This is a genomic window from Thalassospira lucentensis (genome assembly GCF_011806425.1).
Taxonomy (GTDB): Bacteria; Pseudomonadota; Alphaproteobacteria; order Rhodospirillales; family Thalassospiraceae; genus Thalassospira; species Thalassospira lucentensis_B.
The window spans coordinates 856,972-873,347 of record NZ_JAATOV010000002.1 but is presented as its reverse complement, the minus strand read 5'-3'; the positions used below and the strand labels follow the sequence as shown (position 1 = coordinate 873,347).

14 protein-coding genes are annotated in these 16,376 nt (G+C 53.2%); 2 read left to right on the top strand and 12 right to left on the bottom strand.

Annotated elements, in window-relative coordinates; all coding sequences use genetic code 11:
* Positions 1-223: 223 nt before the first annotated feature.
* From HCZ99_RS09515 to HCZ99_RS09465, 11 genes are all read right to left on the bottom strand, one after another.
* Entirely contained in the window at positions 224-1,330 is a 1,107-nt protein-coding gene (locus HCZ99_RS09515) for a sensor domain-containing diguanylate cyclase (RefSeq protein ID WP_167446680.1), read from the bottom strand.
* 111 nt (positions 1,331-1,441) lie between these two features.
* On the bottom strand, positions 1,442-1,894 hold the full coding sequence (locus tag HCZ99_RS09510; protein WP_167446679.1) for an MOSC domain-containing protein: 453 nt from the start codon (positions 1,892-1,894) through the stop codon (positions 1,442-1,444).
* Between the two features lie 37 nt (positions 1,895-1,931).
* Complete coding sequence (gene nadB, locus HCZ99_RS09505) at positions 1,932-3,578, bottom strand: L-aspartate oxidase (RefSeq protein ID WP_167446678.1); 1,647 nt, start codon at positions 3,576-3,578, stop codon at positions 1,932-1,934.
* Between the two features lie 241 nt (positions 3,579-3,819).
* A complete protein-coding gene (locus tag HCZ99_RS09500; RefSeq protein ID WP_217701483.1) occupies positions 3,820-4,794 on the bottom strand; it encodes an SAM-dependent methyltransferase in 975 nt (324 codons plus the stop codon).
* 94 nt (positions 4,795-4,888) lie between these two features.
* Positions 4,889-6,190 carry an esterase-like activity of phytase family protein gene (locus HCZ99_RS09495; RefSeq protein ID WP_167446677.1) on the bottom strand — a complete coding sequence of 434 codons (1,302 nt, stop codon included), beginning with the start codon at positions 6,188-6,190 and terminating at the stop codon, positions 4,889-4,891.
* Between the two features lie 190 nt (positions 6,191-6,380).
* Complete coding sequence (locus HCZ99_RS09490) at positions 6,381-6,986, bottom strand: flavin reductase family protein (RefSeq protein ID WP_167446676.1); 606 nt, start codon at positions 6,984-6,986, stop codon at positions 6,381-6,383.
* 106 nt (positions 6,987-7,092) lie between these two features.
* Positions 7,093-8,382 carry an amidohydrolase family protein gene (locus HCZ99_RS09485; protein WP_167446675.1) on the bottom strand — a complete coding sequence of 430 codons (1,290 nt, stop codon included), beginning with the start codon at positions 8,380-8,382 and terminating at the stop codon, positions 7,093-7,095.
* Between the two features lie 90 nt (positions 8,383-8,472).
* Positions 8,473-9,414, bottom strand: coding sequence for an ABC transporter permease (locus HCZ99_RS09480; protein ID WP_167446674.1), 942 nt, complete (start codon positions 9,412-9,414; stop codon positions 8,473-8,475).
* Positions 9,415-9,425: 11 nt separating this feature from the next.
* Positions 9,426-10,496, bottom strand: a complete 1,071-nt coding sequence (locus tag HCZ99_RS09475) for an ABC transporter permease (protein WP_167446673.1) — start codon at positions 10,494-10,496, stop codon at positions 9,426-9,428.
* The gene (locus HCZ99_RS09470) at positions 10,493-12,103 is read right to left on the bottom strand and encodes an ABC transporter ATP-binding protein (protein ID WP_167446672.1); all 1,611 of its coding nucleotides are present in this window, start codon (positions 12,101-12,103) and stop codon (positions 10,493-10,495) included. The genes HCZ99_RS09475 and HCZ99_RS09470 overlap by 4 nt, the downstream gene beginning before the upstream one ends.
* A gap of 127 nt (positions 12,104-12,230) precedes the next feature.
* Positions 12,231-13,238 (bottom strand): BMP family protein, encoded by a 1,008-nt coding sequence (locus HCZ99_RS09465; RefSeq protein ID WP_167446671.1) that lies wholly within the window; start codon positions 13,236-13,238, stop codon positions 12,231-12,233.
* Between the two features lie 487 nt (positions 13,239-13,725).
* Here HCZ99_RS09465 and HCZ99_RS09460 point away from each other — a divergent pair, with 487 nt between their 5' ends.
* Together HCZ99_RS09460 and HCZ99_RS09455 are read left to right on the top strand one after the other, a co-directional pair.
* On the top strand, positions 13,726-14,826 hold the full coding sequence (locus tag HCZ99_RS09460; RefSeq protein ID WP_167446670.1) for a site-specific DNA-methyltransferase: 1,101 nt from the start codon (positions 13,726-13,728) through the stop codon (positions 14,824-14,826).
* Between the two features lie 140 nt (positions 14,827-14,966).
* Positions 14,967-15,176, top strand: a complete 210-nt coding sequence (locus HCZ99_RS09455) for a hypothetical protein (protein ID WP_254869533.1) — start codon at positions 14,967-14,969, stop codon at positions 15,174-15,176.
* A 123-nt stretch (positions 15,177-15,299) separates the two neighbouring features.
* Here HCZ99_RS09455 and mutY read toward each other — a convergent pair whose 3' ends face one another.
* Positions 15,300-16,373: an A/G-specific adenine glycosylase gene (mutY, locus tag HCZ99_RS09450; RefSeq protein ID WP_167446668.1), complete on the bottom strand. Its 1,074-nt coding sequence runs from the start codon at positions 16,371-16,373 to the stop codon at positions 15,300-15,302.
* Positions 16,374-16,376: the final 3 nt, after the last annotated feature.

Genomic DNA, 16,376 nt, shown 5'->3' with positions numbered 1-16,376 from the left:
GTGGCCCGATCCATTGCAGGGCCAAGCATTTTTCGGGCTGGAAAAATTGAAACTTGCGTCTGCCACGGGCGAAAAAGCCGCGTCTGTTTTGATGCGTCATATGTTCTGGGGGCTTTCGGTGGGATCCGTATATTGCAGTGGCCGAGCTTGCTCAGCTATCGATGCCTGAAATGCGTGCATTTTTAATCGGCAAGGGACTGTCGCCATCTGCTGGGAAGATGGATTAAACGGCGGGACTTTCTGGTGGGGCTTCGTCGAGGACCTCAAGACTGCCATGAGCGTCAAGGGGCAGGTAACGCACAGTGTTGCGGCCTGCTTGTTTGGCTTTGTAAAGGGCGTCGTCAGCCATTTGCAAAATCTGTTCTGAGCCATAAAGTTCGGTTGTTTGCGGGGAAACCCACGTCGCGCCGACACTGACGGTTACGGAAATCTGCTCACCGTCTTTGTTGGGAACTTTGCACTGCTCGGCGATGGTTTCGCATATCTTGTAGCCAAGATACATCATTCGCTCCAGCCGCAGGCCAGGAAGGATACAGACGAATTCTTCGCCACCGAAACGTCCGGTGATATCCTGATCGCGCAGGCTCGATGACATGATTTCGGAAATCGATTGGATGACTTTGTCACCGATTAGATGGCCATTGGTGTCATTGATGCTTTTGAAGTGGTCGATATCAAGCATGAAGATACCAACGGGTGTCTTTTTCATTTGTGCGGCCGAAATTTCACGGCTTAGCAGCTCTTCAAGGCCGCGCCGGTTCCATATGCCGGTCAAGGTATCGATCAAAAGTTCACGCTGTGCTGTATCAAGGTCCTTCAGAAGCTGTTGTTGGCTGCGCTCTGTATAGCGCAGGGCCAGCACCGTTTCGACCCAGCGTGCAAGGTCCTGAAGCGTTTGGATTTCTTCCTTGGTGAAATTGCGCTGATTGCCATCAATCACGCAAAGCGTGCCAAGTTTGTATCCCTGCTGATTTGAAATCGGTACGCCCAGATAAGACCGAATTTCCGGCCCGCCGGTTACCAGCGGATTGTCGTGAAAACGTTCATCCTCCAGCGCATTGGGCACAACAAGTGGTGCATCATACATCACCGCATGGCCGCAAAACGAAATGTCACGGCTTGTTTCTGAGACGCTCAGATTGACACGGGATTTGAAAAACTGCCGATCATTGTCGAGCAACGAAATCGCCACGATATCGCTGCCAAACAATCGCTCTGCCAGTCGCGTAATCCGATCAAGCTCCGGATCGCGCGGCGTTGAGAGCACGCTCATAGCCTCAAGCGATTTTTGGCGCTCAACTTCGTTCGAAGGAATGGGGGCGGGTTTCACAACAATGCTCTCCGAGCGTGGTCGTATGAAAGATTATCCCCTTCCAAGTTGGGCGCAGATGCGCATTTTTAAAGATGTCTGCTTAACTTAATCTACCATAGGTATCGTGTTTTATGGCGTCATCATCTTAACGGCGTCACCGCATTGAAGATTCCCGTCTTCGATGACCCGGCAGGTGACCCCGCCGCGCCAATCTGGGCGGAGTGCGTCTTCAAGACCGGGGGCTGCATCCTCCATTCGGCGACAGGGATCGGTTTCACCGGTGACCTTAAAAACCGAAGTACCAATTAAGATTTTTGACCCAATTTCACGCGGCAGTTTGAAGCCACTGACAAGAAGGTTTGCTCGTCGGGTCGTCCACGGCAGGTCATCACGGCCAATCGCGTCGCACGCGGCCTTCCAATCCTCAAGTGCAAGAATGGTGACCTGCCGTTTGCGCAACTTTCCGCGAAAGTCACCCTCCACACCCAAGGCTCTCGTGCAGGCCGCCTGCTCGAGGGTTTCCATCGGCGCACGCGATTTTGCACGGCGAGCGATACCGATCAGTTTTGCCGTTTCGGTCATACTGTTTTCGCCCAATTGTGTGGTGCAAATGGATGGATCAGGTTTTCCACTGACCCGACATCACCCAGCGCCCTGCGAAGTTTTCCGGTACCAGAACTGTTTGGCGCGGAGAGCCGCTTTCATCAAGTTCGGGGTAATCGGTGGTGTAATGCAGGCCACGGCTTTCACGGCGCCACAAGGCCGACTGAATAATCAGCTTAGCAACAACTGAAAGATTACGCAGTTCAAGCAAGTCATTGGTCACGCGGAAGTTGCCGTAATATTCGTCAATTTCTGACAGCAACAAATCCACCCGGTGCTGGGCGCGTTGAACGCGTTTGGTGGTGCGGACAATGCCGACAAAATCCCACATGACGTTGCGCAACTGCTCCCAGTTATGAGCAACAAGGACTTCTTCGTCTGAATCGGTAATGCCGGTTTCATCCCATTCTGGGATCGGTTTGAAGTGATCTTCGACCGGCAGGGCTTCGACAATGTCCTTTGACGCAGCATCACCAAACACCAGACATTCCAAAAGTGAATTGGATGCCAAACGGTTGGCACCATGCAATCCGGTGCCGGCACATTCGCCAATCGCATAAAGACCGGTCAAATCGGTTCGACCGCGCAAATCGGTCAAAACCCCGCCGCATGTGTAATGGGCGGCGGGCACCACCGGGATGGCTTCTTTGGTCATGTCGATGCCATAAGACAGGCACGTTTCATAGATGGTCGGGAAGTGTTCGCGTATGAAATCAGCCCCCTTGTGGGTGATATCAAGATACACGCAATCCGCACCCAGACGTTTCATTTCATGGTCAATCGCGCGTGCGACAATGTCGCGCGGGGCAAGTTCGCCGCGCTCGTCAAACCGGTCCATGAAACGGGTGCCATCGGGCAATAACAACCTGCCCCCTTCACCGCGAAGCGCCTCGGAAATCAGGAATGATTTGGCTTGCGGGTGATAAAGACACGTTGGGTGGAATTGGCTAAATTCCATATTCATCACACGACAACCCGCACGCCATGCCATGGCAATACCATCACCGGTCGAACCATCCGGGTTGGATGTGAAACGATACACCTTGCTGGCCCCACCGGTGGCCAGAACCACGGTACGTGCATTAAACGATTTCACCTGACCGGTTGCCAGATCAAGTGCATAGGCCCCGATACACCGCCGTCCTTCACCGCCAAATTTACGGTCGGTGACAAGATCAATCGCCAGATAGTTTTCAAAAATCGTGATGTTTGGATGATTGGCAGCCTGGCCCTGCAAGGTTGTTTGAACTGCGCGTCCCGTGGCGTCCGCAGCATGAACAATGCGCCGGTGGCTATGCCCGCCTTCACGGGTTAAATGAAATGGCTGATCGTTTCCGCCTGCCGGGTCGCGGGTCAATTGAATGCCAAGATCATCAAGCCATTTGATCGCACTTGGGGCGTTGGTGGCGACAAATTCGACCGTTTCGCGCTTACACAGATCAGCACCGGCAATCAGCGTGTCGCGTACATGGTTTTCGATACTGTCAGCGGCATCCAACACGGCGGCAATGCCACCCTGCGCCCAATTGGTCGAGCCATCATCGATCTTTCCCTTAGAAAGAACGGCGACTTTTACATGCGGGGCAAGTTTAAGCGCTGTGGAAAGTCCGGCAGCGCCACTGCCGATAACGAGCACGTCATAATTAAAAGAGTTTTCGGACATGGTATCCCATCACAATTGGGCGGGACTGGATGGCGGGTATTGGCGCGGTGGCGTCATCATCCTGACCCGATCAGAACGCGCAGAATAGGACTGCTTTTGCGTAATCTCAAACATATTTGTCTGAAACATCAGGCGTATTTTGACGAAGCCGCCCCTTTGAACTCCCCGACATCATAGAAAATGCGGCGTCCTGACAGGATCGCCGCATTCTTAAATATCGCCAATTACGGTGTTTGGATGATCAATCCTGATCGGTCACACCGGGGACTTTCATCCAGGTCAGTTCGTGTTTGTTGTTGTACAAATGCACGACCTTTGATCCGGGGATATCTGCGAATTGGGTGATGGCGGAATAATCGGTATCACCCTGTAACTTGATGGTGCAGATAAAGTTGGTTGCCATGGCGGCATCCATCCACTGATTGACCAATTGATACAGGCGATCAGGGTAACAAATCACGTCCGAGCACAGCCAATCGATATAGCCGACTTCTTCGGGATTAAGCCCAAAGGCACTTTCCTGACGGAAATCAACGCGCGGCAACTTGGCGATCTTGGCGTCAAGGCGGGCTTTGTCGATGGAAATGACATCGGTGCCAAATTCATGCAAAACCCACGTCCAGCCACCGGGACTTCCGCCCAAATCCATGGTGCGGTCGCCCGCTTGTGGATAGGCACCAAGTCGGGTGAAGGCTTCCCAAAGTTTCAAATAGGCACGGTTGGGCGGTGTTACTTTGTCTTCTTCAAACTCGACCTCGCCGTTTTTCCAGGGGCTGGAACAATCAGCAGATGCGATAATGGTATCGGGATCAATCAAGGTCCACGACCCAAGTGGCGCGGTCGGTGCCGGTTCGCCAAACACCTGACGTTTGGCCGAGACATGCGGCAGATTTGCCTCGATCAATTTGGCCCGTGAAAAATGGTCAAACTTAAACATCGCCCAATTGCGCTGATTAAATTTCAGGATTTTGGCCGCACCTTTGATCGACGGAATGGCAATCCGCACCGGGTTGCGCCAGACATTCTGCGCCCAGAACACGCGCCGTTCCGGGCCGGGCGCGAACATCAAACGGTCATGGCGTTCGGTAACGTCGCCAAGTTCCTTATATAACTGGTCCTCAAACCCGACAGGGGCGAGGTAACCGGTCTGATCCATCGGTTCGATCACGGCGGTGATGCCGTCCGGGGTGTCGAATATCTGTTTTTCTGTCATCATGGGCCTGCTTTTACGCCCATTTTACGCAATAAAAAAGCGGGAAAGCCACATAGCAGCTTTCCCGCACGATCAAACCCATTTCAGGGCGTCTAAATCAGTATTTGTCGGCCTTAACCAAACCGTCAATCACGATGACTTTGGTCGGGTCGCCCTTAATGCCAAAGTCATTGTCGTTGATCATGGCAAGTGATCCATCGCCCAGAATGGCAAGGCCTTCGAGCTTGTTGGGGGCCATCGGATAATCGGCACTGTCAAACCGCAAAGTCTTGGACACAGCTTTCAGCTCAATGCTGGCAAGATCGTTTTGCTGCTCAAGTGTCGGGCTGGTTGACATATCATCCCAGCGTGTCGCCAAAATATTGGTCGCACCATCAAGTTTGACTTCGTGCAGCTTGGTGGTTTTGTCTGTGCGTTCAAGCACGAGAAGACGGTCATTACCCAATGCCAGAACTTCCGAAACGCGCGGTGCGTTTTGCTTTTTCGATGGGTCATTGCGGAAGGACTGGGGATCATCAAGCTGATAGATATATTCTCCAGTTAGCTTTTCCGACGCACGGTCGAAAACAAAAAGACGCGTGTTTTTGGCTGCTTTGTAGGCATCGGCATTTGGGTTGGCCAACGGGTTTTGAACCATGAAATACAGTTTGGTTTCATCTGGCGAAACCGCCATCGATTCAATACCGCGGTTTGTTTGGCGTTTGACCAAAATCGCCGGAAGTCCGCCGGTAACTTTATAGCCAGCTTCTTTGAAATCATCTTGCGAACCAAAAGGAACGATCCGTTCAATCACTGTTCCATCGGCGGCCACACGCAGTATCGAAGGACCGTTTTCTTCGCCCAACCAATAGGAGCCGTCGCTTAGGCGAATGATGCCTTCGGAATCGATGGACGATACGGATTGTGCAAGTTCATTGCCATTTGCGTCGACCGGCTTTTCGGTTTTCGCAACGGTCAGCTTATTGGTAAGACCGGTAAGCGGCACACCGTTTTGATCCTTGATGGTGATCACATCCTTGATGTCAAAGCTGCCATCGTCGCCGAGGAAAATGGTGTAGATCGACGGGGAATAATCCGGGGTCGGATAAACGCGGACTTTGTTGCCGTGGCAAACGGATTCTTCGGAAACCCCCAGAATCGTCTCAACATCACGACATACAAAGTTCGGACCACGGTCAGAAACGGCGTAAAACATGTTGGCCGGATCACCGGGACGGCGATAGGCACCTGACCCCAATCCAATGGTCAGGTCACGGGCCTTGCCGCCATCAACCATGACGGTCGAAAGATTGTTGATCGCACTTTTGGTTTCAAAAACCTTGGCGTCGCCCGCCATTACCGTATTGGCCAACAGCATCGCTGCAATGCCGGTAAGACCGGCTGCAATCGTCCGTTTCATAATAGAAACCCCTGAAATATGTACAAAAACATGCAGGCTCAAGCGCGTAAGATGGTCGCGCGAACCTGTGTTCCCATTCACATTAAAGGGTGTGTGTGACAGTTTGTTTGCGTTTGCACGTCGGTTTTATGAAACAAATCAGACACTTAAGTCGGCATAAGGTCGCTTTTGTTTGTATCAAGTGCGCTGGTTACTTCCAGAAATCTTCGCGTCGGACGGTAAAGGTTTCCGAAATGCTGGCATATTCCTGATATCCCAGCCGGGCAAGCGGTTCAAACAGGGTAATATCGACCATCCCGTCGCGAATGATCGCATCATCAATATGCAACCCAACCACGGTGCCAATTACCATCGCACACGGTTTTTCGGGATTTTCACTGGGCAGATCGACGATCTGAAATACTTCGCATTCCATGTGGATCGGCACACCCTTGATCAGGTGCGGTTTGACGCACTTGGCAGGAAGCTTTTCAAGGCCGGCATATTCAAATTCATCTTCGCCGTGCGGAAGCGGTGATGAACAGAAATTAATTTCGCGCAGCATGGATTTTGGGGCGACGGCGGCGACAAATTCACCGGTCGCACGCGCATTTGCCAAACTGTCCATTGATCCGGCGGACGAAAACATCACCATCGGCGGTTTGCCATGTACCGCATTGAAAAACGAATAGGGCGCAAGATTGGGGCGTCCATCGGTATCAACCGTTGAAATCCAGCCAATCGGACGCGGTGCGACGCAGGCCTTAAATGGATCATGCGGAAGATTATGGGCCGTTTTTCCAGGTTCGTAGAACATGATGAAATCCGTCTATTGGGTGATGGTTTCTATTCGATCAGGGGCCGGATATGGATCACTTTTGATCGGACCATATCCGGTGGTCCTGTTTCACCAACCGATCAAATCAAACAGTTGGGGCATATTCATGTTCACGGACATGGTCCGGGCGGTCAGACAGATGCAGACGCGTTTGGGTCATCGGGGTTTCGGCAATGATTTTGCCACGCCGGATAACAAACAGGCGGTTGGCCCGAACGCGAATGGCTTCAATCGTGTCACGGGCTTGCAGGACAACGAAATCGGCGTTATTGCCAACCTCAATACCGTATCCTTCGATACCCATGATTTTCGCCGGTTCGCTGGTCACGGCGTTAAAGCACGCCCGGATATCGTCGCGCGAAGTCATTTGCGCAACATGAAGCCCCATGGATGCAACTTCAAGCATGTCGCCAGATCCCATCGAATACCAAGGGTCCATCACGCAATCATGCCCAAAGGCCACGGTCAGGCCCGCATCACGCAATTCTGGCACACGGGTCATGCCACGGCGTTTGGGATATGTATCGTGACGGCCTTGAATTGTGATGTTGATCAGCGGGTTGGCAATGGCGGCTATTTCGGCCTCTGCCATCAGGGCGATAAGTTTTGATACGTAGTAATTATCCATCGAATGCATCGATGTCAGGTGCGATCCAGCAACCCGGCCCTGAAGCCCAAGACGCTGGGTTTCGTAAGCCAGCATTTCGATGTGGCGTGACATCGGATCGTCGGTCTCATCGCAATGCATGTCAACGCGCAAACCGCGGTCTGCGGCCATTTCACACAGTTCGGTGACGCTTGACGAGCCATCGGCCATGGTGCGTTCGAAATGCGGAATACCACCAACGACGTCCACACCCTTATCAAGGGCGCGGATGACGTTTTGTTTGGCCGTCGGGCTTCGCAGATAGCCATCCTGTGGGAAAGCGACCAATTGCAGGTCGATATAAGGTGCGACTTGCTTTTTGACTTCAAGCAACGCATCGACCGCCAGTAAACGATCATCGCACACATCAACGTGGGTTCGGATCGCAAGCAGGCCTTTGGATACGGCAAGATCACAATATTTAAGTGCGCGCTCAATGACGGCTTCCGGTGTCAAAAGCGGTTTAAGCTCCCCCCAAAGAGAAATGCCTTCCAAAAGGGTGCCCGATTCATTCATGCGCGGCAGGCCAAGCGACAGGGTCGCATCCATGTGGAAGTGGCTGTCGACGAACGGTGGGCTGACCAGCATGCCACCGCAATCGATTTCCTCAACCGCAGCAACCGACAATTTTTCGCCGATCTCGATGATTTTTCCATCCTTACAGACGATATCAACGCCCATGCGGCCATCAGGAAGGTTGGCATTTTTCAAAATCAGGTCGGCTTGCATGACAGCATCCTTGGTGTGGTGGTGGCGACGTAACAGATCGTGATAACCGGACTTTTGATACGGCAAACTTTAGGTGGTTAAACGCTTAGCTTAGCGCTGACCTTTGAACCAAGGCACCAAAAGGGCCTTGGGATAATCAGCTTTGCGGGCAACCACGATCAAGGCGATGATCGACAGAATATAAGGCATCATCAGGAACACTTGCGATGGCAAAAATGCCCCGACTTCAGTTTGCAGGCGGACCTGAAACGCATCAAATGCCCCAAATAACAGTGCGCCAATAAGCGCCTTACCGGGCCGCCAGCTGGCAAAGACAGTCAGTGCAATACAGACCCAGCCACGTCCATTAATCATCCCAAAGAAGAACGCGTCAAAGGCCGACATGGTCAAAAACGCACCGCCCAATGCCATCATGGACGAACCAACGACAACAGCGCCAATGCGCAATCCGTAAACCGAAAGTCCCTGCGCCTCGACCGAGGATGGGTTGTCACCCACCGCACGGATGGCAAGACCAAGGGGCGTGCGATACAAAACCCAGCCGGTAACCAACACCAGAACAAGGGCGAGCATCGTCATCGCAGTTTGCGAAAACAGTGCTTGGCCAATAAACGGAAGGTCGGACAAAAACGGAATATCAAGCGGCTGAAACGGTGTGATGCGTGGTGGGGACGATACATCGGGCAATGCGGTGCGATAGGTAAAATACGACAAACTGGTCGCAAGCAACGTCACCCCAATACCCGATACATGCTGTGACAGGCCCAGCGGAACAGTCAGGATCGCGTGGATCAGGCCGAAAAATCCGCCAGCAAGGGCGGCAACCAAAACGCCCCCCCAAAGTCCAGCCCCCAGCCAAACCGCCATCCAACCTGCCATGGCACCAGCGGTAAAGATGCCTTCGATACCAAGGTTAAGCACACCGGCGCGTTCGCACACAAGTGCACCCAAAACGCCGAAAATAAGCGGGGTGGCGATGCGAATGGCCGCTTCCCAAAAACTGGCGGCCAAAAGGATATCAACGATTTCCATGTCTTTTCCCCTTAACCGGCTGTCTTTTTGCGGTCAAACCGCACTTTAAACCGGGTCAAAAATCCGCCGATCAAAACGCACAGCAATGACATCGCAACAATCAAATCCGCCAAATAGCTTGAGACACCAATCGCGCGGCTCATGGAATCTGCACCGACAAATACCGATGCCACAAATAGGGCCGATATGATCACGCCCACCGGCGAAAGACGGGCCAACATGGCAACCACAATCCCGGCATAGCCATATCCCGGTGACAGATCGGTCGCCAGATATCCACGCGTCCCGGCAACTTCGGAAACACCGGCCAACCCGGCCAAGCCACCCGAAAGGGCGGCAACCAGGATCATGGTTTTGGTGACTGAAATGCCGGAAAATTTCGCTGCAGCGGCGTTTTCACCAACGGCGCGGATTTCAAATCCCCAAACGGTGCGCTTAACAAAAACAGCCAAGGCAGCGGCCGACACCAGCGCGATGATCAAGCCCAAATGCACCCGCATCCGTTCCAGAAGTGGCGGCAAAATGGCGCTGTCGATGATCGGTTCTGATTGCGGCCAGCCCATTGACATCGGGTCTTTTAACGGACCTTCAAGCATCATCTGCACAAACAGCAAAACAATGAAGTTCAAAAGAAGTGTGGTGACAACTTCATCAACGCCAAGCCGCGTTTTCAACAATGTCGGCCCAATCAGCATCAACGCCCCAGCAATTGCACCGGCAATCATCACGGCCGGGATCATCACCCAGCTTGGCCCGTCAATAACACCAGACCCAACAACAACGGCGGCCATCGCCCCCATGTAAAGTTGGCCTTCGGCGCCGATATTCCAAAGTTTGGCGCGAAACGCGATTGCGGCGGCAAGCCCGGTCAGAATAAGCGGTGTTGCACGGGTCAGCATCTCGGACGTCGAAAAGATCGACCCGAATGCCCCCGTGATCATCAGGCCATAGGCCTTAAGAATTGGCGCCCCGGCCAAAGCCAGCGGAATGGCTGCCAGCAAAATGGCAATAATCGCGGCGAAAACGGGAACGCCATAAACAAAAATCGGACCGGGATTGGATCGGGGTTCAAACCGGATCATCGGGTTTCTCCCTGATCGGCGGTGGGAATGGTGGCAGCGTGCTGCGCATCGATTTTCGATTGCCCGGCCATCATCAGGCCAAGCTCGGACCGATCAATGGCGGCGGTGGCAATCGCGGATGAAACATGGCCCGCATGGATCACGCAAATCTGATCTGAGATTGTCAAAAGTTCGTCCAAATCTTCGGAAATCAAAATCACGGCTGCGCCGTTTTCGCGCGCTTCAAGCAGACGACGGTGGACTTCGGATTGCGCGCCGACATCAAGACCGCGCGACGGCTGATTGGCCAGAATAAGTTTCGGTGATTTTTCCAAAACACGCGCCAGGATAAGTTTTTGAATATTCCCGCCCGACAGCAATCTGGCCTGGGCGTCTGGCCCGGGGCAGCGTACATCGTAATCTTTGATTGCGTGCTCTGCGCGTTTGCGGATGGCGGCAAAATCAAGGAAACCGAATTTTTGATATTCTTTGGACCGGACGTCTTCGATGGCGATGTTTTCAGCCACCGTCATCGATCCAACCATACCGTCATGGTGCCGGTCTTCGGGGATGCGGGCAATGCCGTTTTGCGCAAATGTGTGCGCATCAAAACGGGTGATGACGTCGCCAAAAATTTCGACCGATCCATGATCGGGTTTACTCAGCCCCGCAATCAATTGCGCCAGTGCGGCCTGCCCATTACCCGACACACCGGCAATGCCCAGTATTTCGCCCTCGTGCGCGGTTAAGCTAACACCGTGTAAAGATCGTCTGTCATCACCGCGATCAATTGTCACACCCGAAAGATGCAAAACCGGCGCGCCGGGGGCGCGTTCTGTGCGGCGACTGGCCGGGACTTCGCGCCCGACCATCATTTCGGCGATGGATCTGTGGTCCGCATCAGATGTTTGCATTTCACCGACCTTTTTGCCCCCACGCAAAACCGCGATGCGGTGCGATACAGCAAGAACTTCGGCCAGTTTATGGGCAATGATAATCACCGAAAGGCCGGTTGCGGCCAGTTGGCGCAAGGTGGCAAACAGGCTGTCGGCTTCTTGTGGTGTTAGAACGGCGGTGGGTTCATCAAGAACCAGCAACCGCGCATCGCGATATAGTGCTTTTAGGATTTCAACGCGCTGCTTTTCGCCAACGGTTAATTTGTGAACCGGTTGATCCAGGTCGACATTCAAACCTGATCCACTCATCAGCTGATCAAGTTTGGCGCGTGCCTTCGTTCGGTCGCGCTTAAGACGGAAAATCGGTTCGGTCCCCAACACGATGTTATCAAGACCCGACAGGTTTTCCGCCAGCGTGAAATGCTGATGTACCATGCCGATCCCGGCATCAAGGGCTGCTTGCGGCGCGCCGGGTTCAAGGGCGGATATCCCGCCATCACGATTGGCGACCGTGACCTGGCCTTCATCGGCGACGTAATGGCCAAACAGGATGTTCATCAGGGTGGTTTTGCCCGCACCATTTTCGCCAAGCAGGGCAACGATTTCACCCTTATGGACCTTAAGGTCGATGGCGTCGTTGGCGATCAGCGGGCCAAATTTTTTGGTAATCCCTGCCAATTCAAGCAGAAGGTCAGGGGACGTTTCATGTGATGAGTGCGCAGCCGATGACATCCGGGTGATCCGTTTAGTTTTATGCGTCACGCTGTGGGGCGATAGGGAATTCTGCGTGGCCCGTTGGCCCAATAAACATGGGACAGTTCGGCTTTTATACCGAACTGCCCCGCATTTTAAGGAAATCTTACATAGAAGATTTCGGTTCTTCGTCATTTACCTCGACGGTGAATGCGCCAGAAAGAATTTCGGCTTTCTTGGCTTCAACGTCGTCCACCGTGCCTTCTGGCAGAAGGGCCGGGTCAAGAACGACGCTGCCGCCATCATATTTCATGTAGCTGAATTTGCCGTAATCTTCGGCTTTGAAGTTATCAGCTTTTACCGCTTCAATCGCGTGGTCAACGGTTGCTTCCATGTGCCAAAGGGCAGAACCAAGAATGGTTGATGGATAATCAGCTGCCGTGTCGATCACGTTGCCAACTGCCAAAACGTCGCGTTCTTTTGCCGCATCGGACACGCCAAAGCGTTCGGCATACATGACGTCCGCACCTTTATCGATCATGGCAAAGGATGCTTCTTTGGCCTTGGGCGGGTCGTACCAGCTGTTGATGAAGGTCACCATGAATTTGACATCAGGATTGACCGATTTTGCGCCTTCCATAAAGGAATTCATCAAACGGTTCACTTCTGGGATGGCAAAGCCACCCACCATGCCAATTTTGTCGGTTTTGGTGGCTGCACCAGCCGCCATGCCAACCAAATAGCTTGGTTCGTGGATGTAGTTATCAAATACCGAAAAGTTTTCGCCGTCCGGGCCAAAGCTTGATCCCATCAAAAAGGCGGTTTCTGGATACTGAGCAGCAACCTTACGGGCCGCGCGTTCAACACCAAAAACTTCACCCAAAATCAGATCAGAACCGTTTTCGGCGTATTCACGCATGACGCGCTCATAGTCGGTATTGGCAACGTTTTCCGAAAATTCATAGGAAATGTCGCCGCGTTCCTGTGCCGCGTTCAGTGCTTTGTGGATCCGCGAAACCCACTGTTGTTCGACTGGAACGGTGTAGATTGCCGAAACTTTGATCGGATCAGCAGCCTGTGCCGGTGCGCCAAAGCCAAATGAAACCACCGCCGCGGCGGCCGCCATGGCCGAAAGCAAGGCGCGGCGCGAAAGGCTGAATGGGCTAGACTTCATTATGTCCCCCTGAAGGTTATTGCCGTTTTGCGAAGTTCAACTTTTGTGATCAGTTTATGTGCAGATTGTATACGCGATCAGAAAAGAGGCAAGGCAAGTTCTGTTTGGCTGCGTGTTTTCACCCACAGCGCTAAGTATTTGGGATGACATTCAGTTTTATGATGTGGTCTAGCGTGTGCAAAGCCATCTACGTGCGTCTTTGACGGGTAATGCGCCCCCTGCGGGCAGGGCGACACATCGGATTATGGCCGTATTTTAATCGGGCATCCTGCGGAGTCCGCCCTGTTGTGCTGGTGGGTAATGCCTTTGCGATGGCATGGCCAAAATCTTCCGGTTTTTGAAGCAGACCGGTTAAGATTGTCTAAACAGGACACGTACTTTCTAACACAATGCGAATCCTTGAAAAATTTCGGAGTCGGTTAACTCTTTCATTAACTATTTGGGTTGATGCTTTGGTCAAGTTTCAAGGGGGAACCAAGAAGGCATCATGACCAAAAAGACATCTTTACCACTTGATCAAGTTCTGGTTGGCGACTGCATCGAAATGATGAACAGCTTGCCGGAGAAGTCCGTTGATCTGATTTTCGCTGACCCGCCCTACAATCTGCAGCTTGGCGGTGATCTTCTGCGTCCGAACAATTCCAAGGTCGATGCAGTTGATGATCACTGGGACCAGTTTGACAGTTTCCGTCACTATGACGAATTTACCCGTGACTGGCTGACAGCTGCGCGCCGCGTGCTTAAAGACACGGGGGCGATTTGGGTGATCGGCTCGTACCACAACATTTATCGTGTTGGTAATACGCTTCAAGACATTGGGTACTGGATCCTCAATGACATTGTTTGGCGTAAAACCAACCCGATGCCGAATTTCCGCGGCAAACGTTTCTGCAACGCGCATGAAACGCTGCTGTGGTGTTCCAAAAGCGAAGAGCAAAAGGCAATCACCTTTAACTACGAAGCGATGAAGCAGCTTAACGAAGGCTTGCAGATGCGCTCAGACTGGTTGATGCCGATATGCTCTGGCTCGGAACGTCTCAAAGACGACAAGGGCAAGAAAGTCCACCCGACCCAGAAACCCGAAGCATTGTTGCAGCGGGTTCTGATGGCAACCACCCGTCAGGGTGATGTGGTGCTTGATCCGTTCTTTGGCACTGGCACCACGGGTGCGGCTGCACGTCGTCTTGGCCGTCATTTCATCGGGCTTGAGCGCGAAGAAACCTACGCCCAAGCAGCCCGCGAACGCATCGCCAAGGTTCAGATGCTTGATGGCGATAGCCTTGAAGTCACCGAATCGAAACGCGCATTGCCGCGCATTCCGTTCGGTGCGGTGATCGAACGTGGCCTGCTATCGCCCGGCGAGAAAATCTATGACAATCGGGGCAATGTGGCCGCGATGGTTCGTGCCGATGGCTCGATCAGTCACAAAGATAACGCCGGTTCGATCCATCAGGTTGGCGCGCGCGTGCAGGGTGCAGAAGCTTGTAATGGTTGGACTTATTGGCATTACAAATGTGATGGCCGATTGGTTTCGATCGACAATCTGCGCAGCCAGCTGCGCAAAGAAATGGGTCAGGTCCCCGCCTGATCCTGATCGGGATTTCCCGATTAAATGCGAGATGCCTAAAAGCCGGCGCGGTTGAAAACTGCGTCGGCTTTTGCATTCCTAAGAGAAATTTGCTATTGTTTGGCCAGAAAAATTATCCGTAAGGATAGATGGAGGAAGTCATGCAAGCAGGCGCAGTAGGTGGTGCAGGATACGCACCCAACCCGATCCAGATACAGCAAGCGGCCGCACCAATTGCGGAAACCGGTGGCAATGACCTGCAATCCCCATCCACCCAACGGGTAGAGCAAACTGCACAAACAGAAACGTCGCAAGAGGCAGCACCCGCCCCGACAGAGGGCCGCGGACAGGTTCTTGATATTTCCGTCTGATCGCGCCGCGAACGTTTCACATGATAAAGGCCCGTGGATTTTTCCACGGGCCTTTTCTTTGTGCCATCGTCAAACCGCTACACTGATCGACCCGTGAACGGTGCCGGCGCTATCGGGCGCGGCTTAGCGATGTTGCAACGCGTGTCGGACGATCTTTTTCATGATCGTCGGCAGGGCGAAATCCGACAATCCATCAATCGTTGTCCAGCTGCCGTCCATTTGATCGGCTTCCTTGGCCGAAACGGTGGTGGCCAAAACACTGACGTTCAAATGGAAATGGGTAAAGGTATGCCCGACGGTGCCGTCAAGCTCCGCCCAGTCGGCTTTAATCGGGGCTTCGGCCAGCATGACATCGTCTGGCGTCTCAATGGCCCGCCAGTCACTGCCCGGAACTTCATAAAGCCCGCCCAGCAATCCCTTTTCCGGGCGTCGCCGGACCAAGATGCGCCCGTCGTCTTCGCGTCGGATCCAAAACGCATAGCCCACCCGGGTTGGTTTGGCTGCCTTTTTACGTTTCTTGGGAAGGTCGGCGGCGATACCGGCCTTGCGGCCTTCGCAATCGGCTTGCCATGGGCAAATGCCACAGGCCGGGTTGCGCGGGGTGCAAACTGTTGCGCCCAAATCCATTAAGGCTTGGGCGTAATCGCCGGGGCGATCCGACGGGGTCAGGGCGGCGGATTTTTCTTTAATTTCCGGCTTTACGTCGGGAAGCGGTGTTTCAAGGGCAAATAGCCGCGAAATCACGCGTTCGATATTGCCATCCACCGGGCTTGCATGACGGTTAAACGCAATCGCCGCGACCGCACAGGCCGTATATGGGCCAATACCGGGCAGTTTAAGCAATCCTTCCTCGGTATCGGGGAAGATGCCGTCATACTCGGTCGCGACCACTTTGGCGCATTTATGCAGATTGCGCGCCCGGGCGTAATATCCCAACCCTTGCCAACCATGCAGAACATCATCAAGTTCTGCATTGGCAAGGTCGGTGACGGTTGGCCAGCGCTGCAAAAAGGCGTGAAAATATGGACCGACCGTTTGCACAGTGGTCTGTTGCAGCATGATTTCGCTAAGCCAGACGTGATATGGATTGGGCAAATCGCCCGGTTCGGACCGCCAAGGCAAGGTGCGATGATGGCGATCATACCATTCAAGCATGCTGTGATTTAGGCGATGTATTTGCTGATTGGTGAAATGCACGGC

What these genes read in the sequence shown, in the direction of transcription:
- HCZ99_RS09510 (WP_167446679.1), bottom strand. Translation starts at nt 1,894, where the DNA reads ATGACCGAAACGGCAAAACTGATCGGTATCGCTCGCCGTGCAAAATCG.
- HCZ99_RS09475 (WP_167446673.1), bottom strand. Translation starts at nt 10,496, where the DNA reads ATGATCCGGTTTGAACCCCGATCCAATCCCGGTCCGATTTTTGTTTAT.
- HCZ99_RS09470 (WP_167446672.1), bottom strand. Translation starts at nt 12,103, where the DNA reads ATGTCATCGGCTGCGCACTCATCACATGAAACGTCCCCTGACCTTCTG.
- HCZ99_RS09460 (WP_167446670.1), top strand. Translation starts at nt 13,726, where the DNA reads ATGACCAAAAAGACATCTTTACCACTTGATCAAGTTCTGGTTGGCGAC.
- HCZ99_RS09495 (WP_167446677.1), bottom strand. Translation starts at nt 6,190, where the DNA reads ATGAAACGGACGATTGCAGCCGGTCTTACCGGCATTGCAGCGATGCTG.
- HCZ99_RS09480 (WP_167446674.1), bottom strand. Translation starts at nt 9,414, where the DNA reads ATGGAAATCGTTGATATCCTTTTGGCCGCCAGTTTTTGGGAAGCGGCC.
- nadB (WP_167446678.1), bottom strand. Translation starts at nt 3,578, where the DNA reads ATGTCCGAAAACTCTTTTAATTATGACGTGCTCGTTATCGGCAGTGGC.
- HCZ99_RS09455 (WP_254869533.1), top strand. Translation starts at nt 14,967, where the DNA reads ATGCAAGCAGGCGCAGTAGGTGGTGCAGGATACGCACCCAACCCGATC.
- HCZ99_RS09490 (WP_167446676.1), bottom strand. Translation starts at nt 6,986, where the DNA reads ATGTTCTACGAACCTGGAAAAACGGCCCATAATCTTCCGCATGATCCA.
- HCZ99_RS09465 (WP_167446671.1), bottom strand. Translation starts at nt 13,238, where the DNA reads ATGAAGTCTAGCCCATTCAGCCTTTCGCGCCGCGCCTTGCTTTCGGCC.
- HCZ99_RS09485 (WP_167446675.1), bottom strand. Translation starts at nt 8,382, where the DNA reads ATGCAAGCCGACCTGATTTTGAAAAATGCCAACCTTCCTGATGGCCGC.
- HCZ99_RS09500 (WP_217701483.1), bottom strand. Translation starts at nt 4,794, where the DNA reads ATGATGACAGAAAAACAGATATTCGACACCCCGGACGGCATCACCGCC.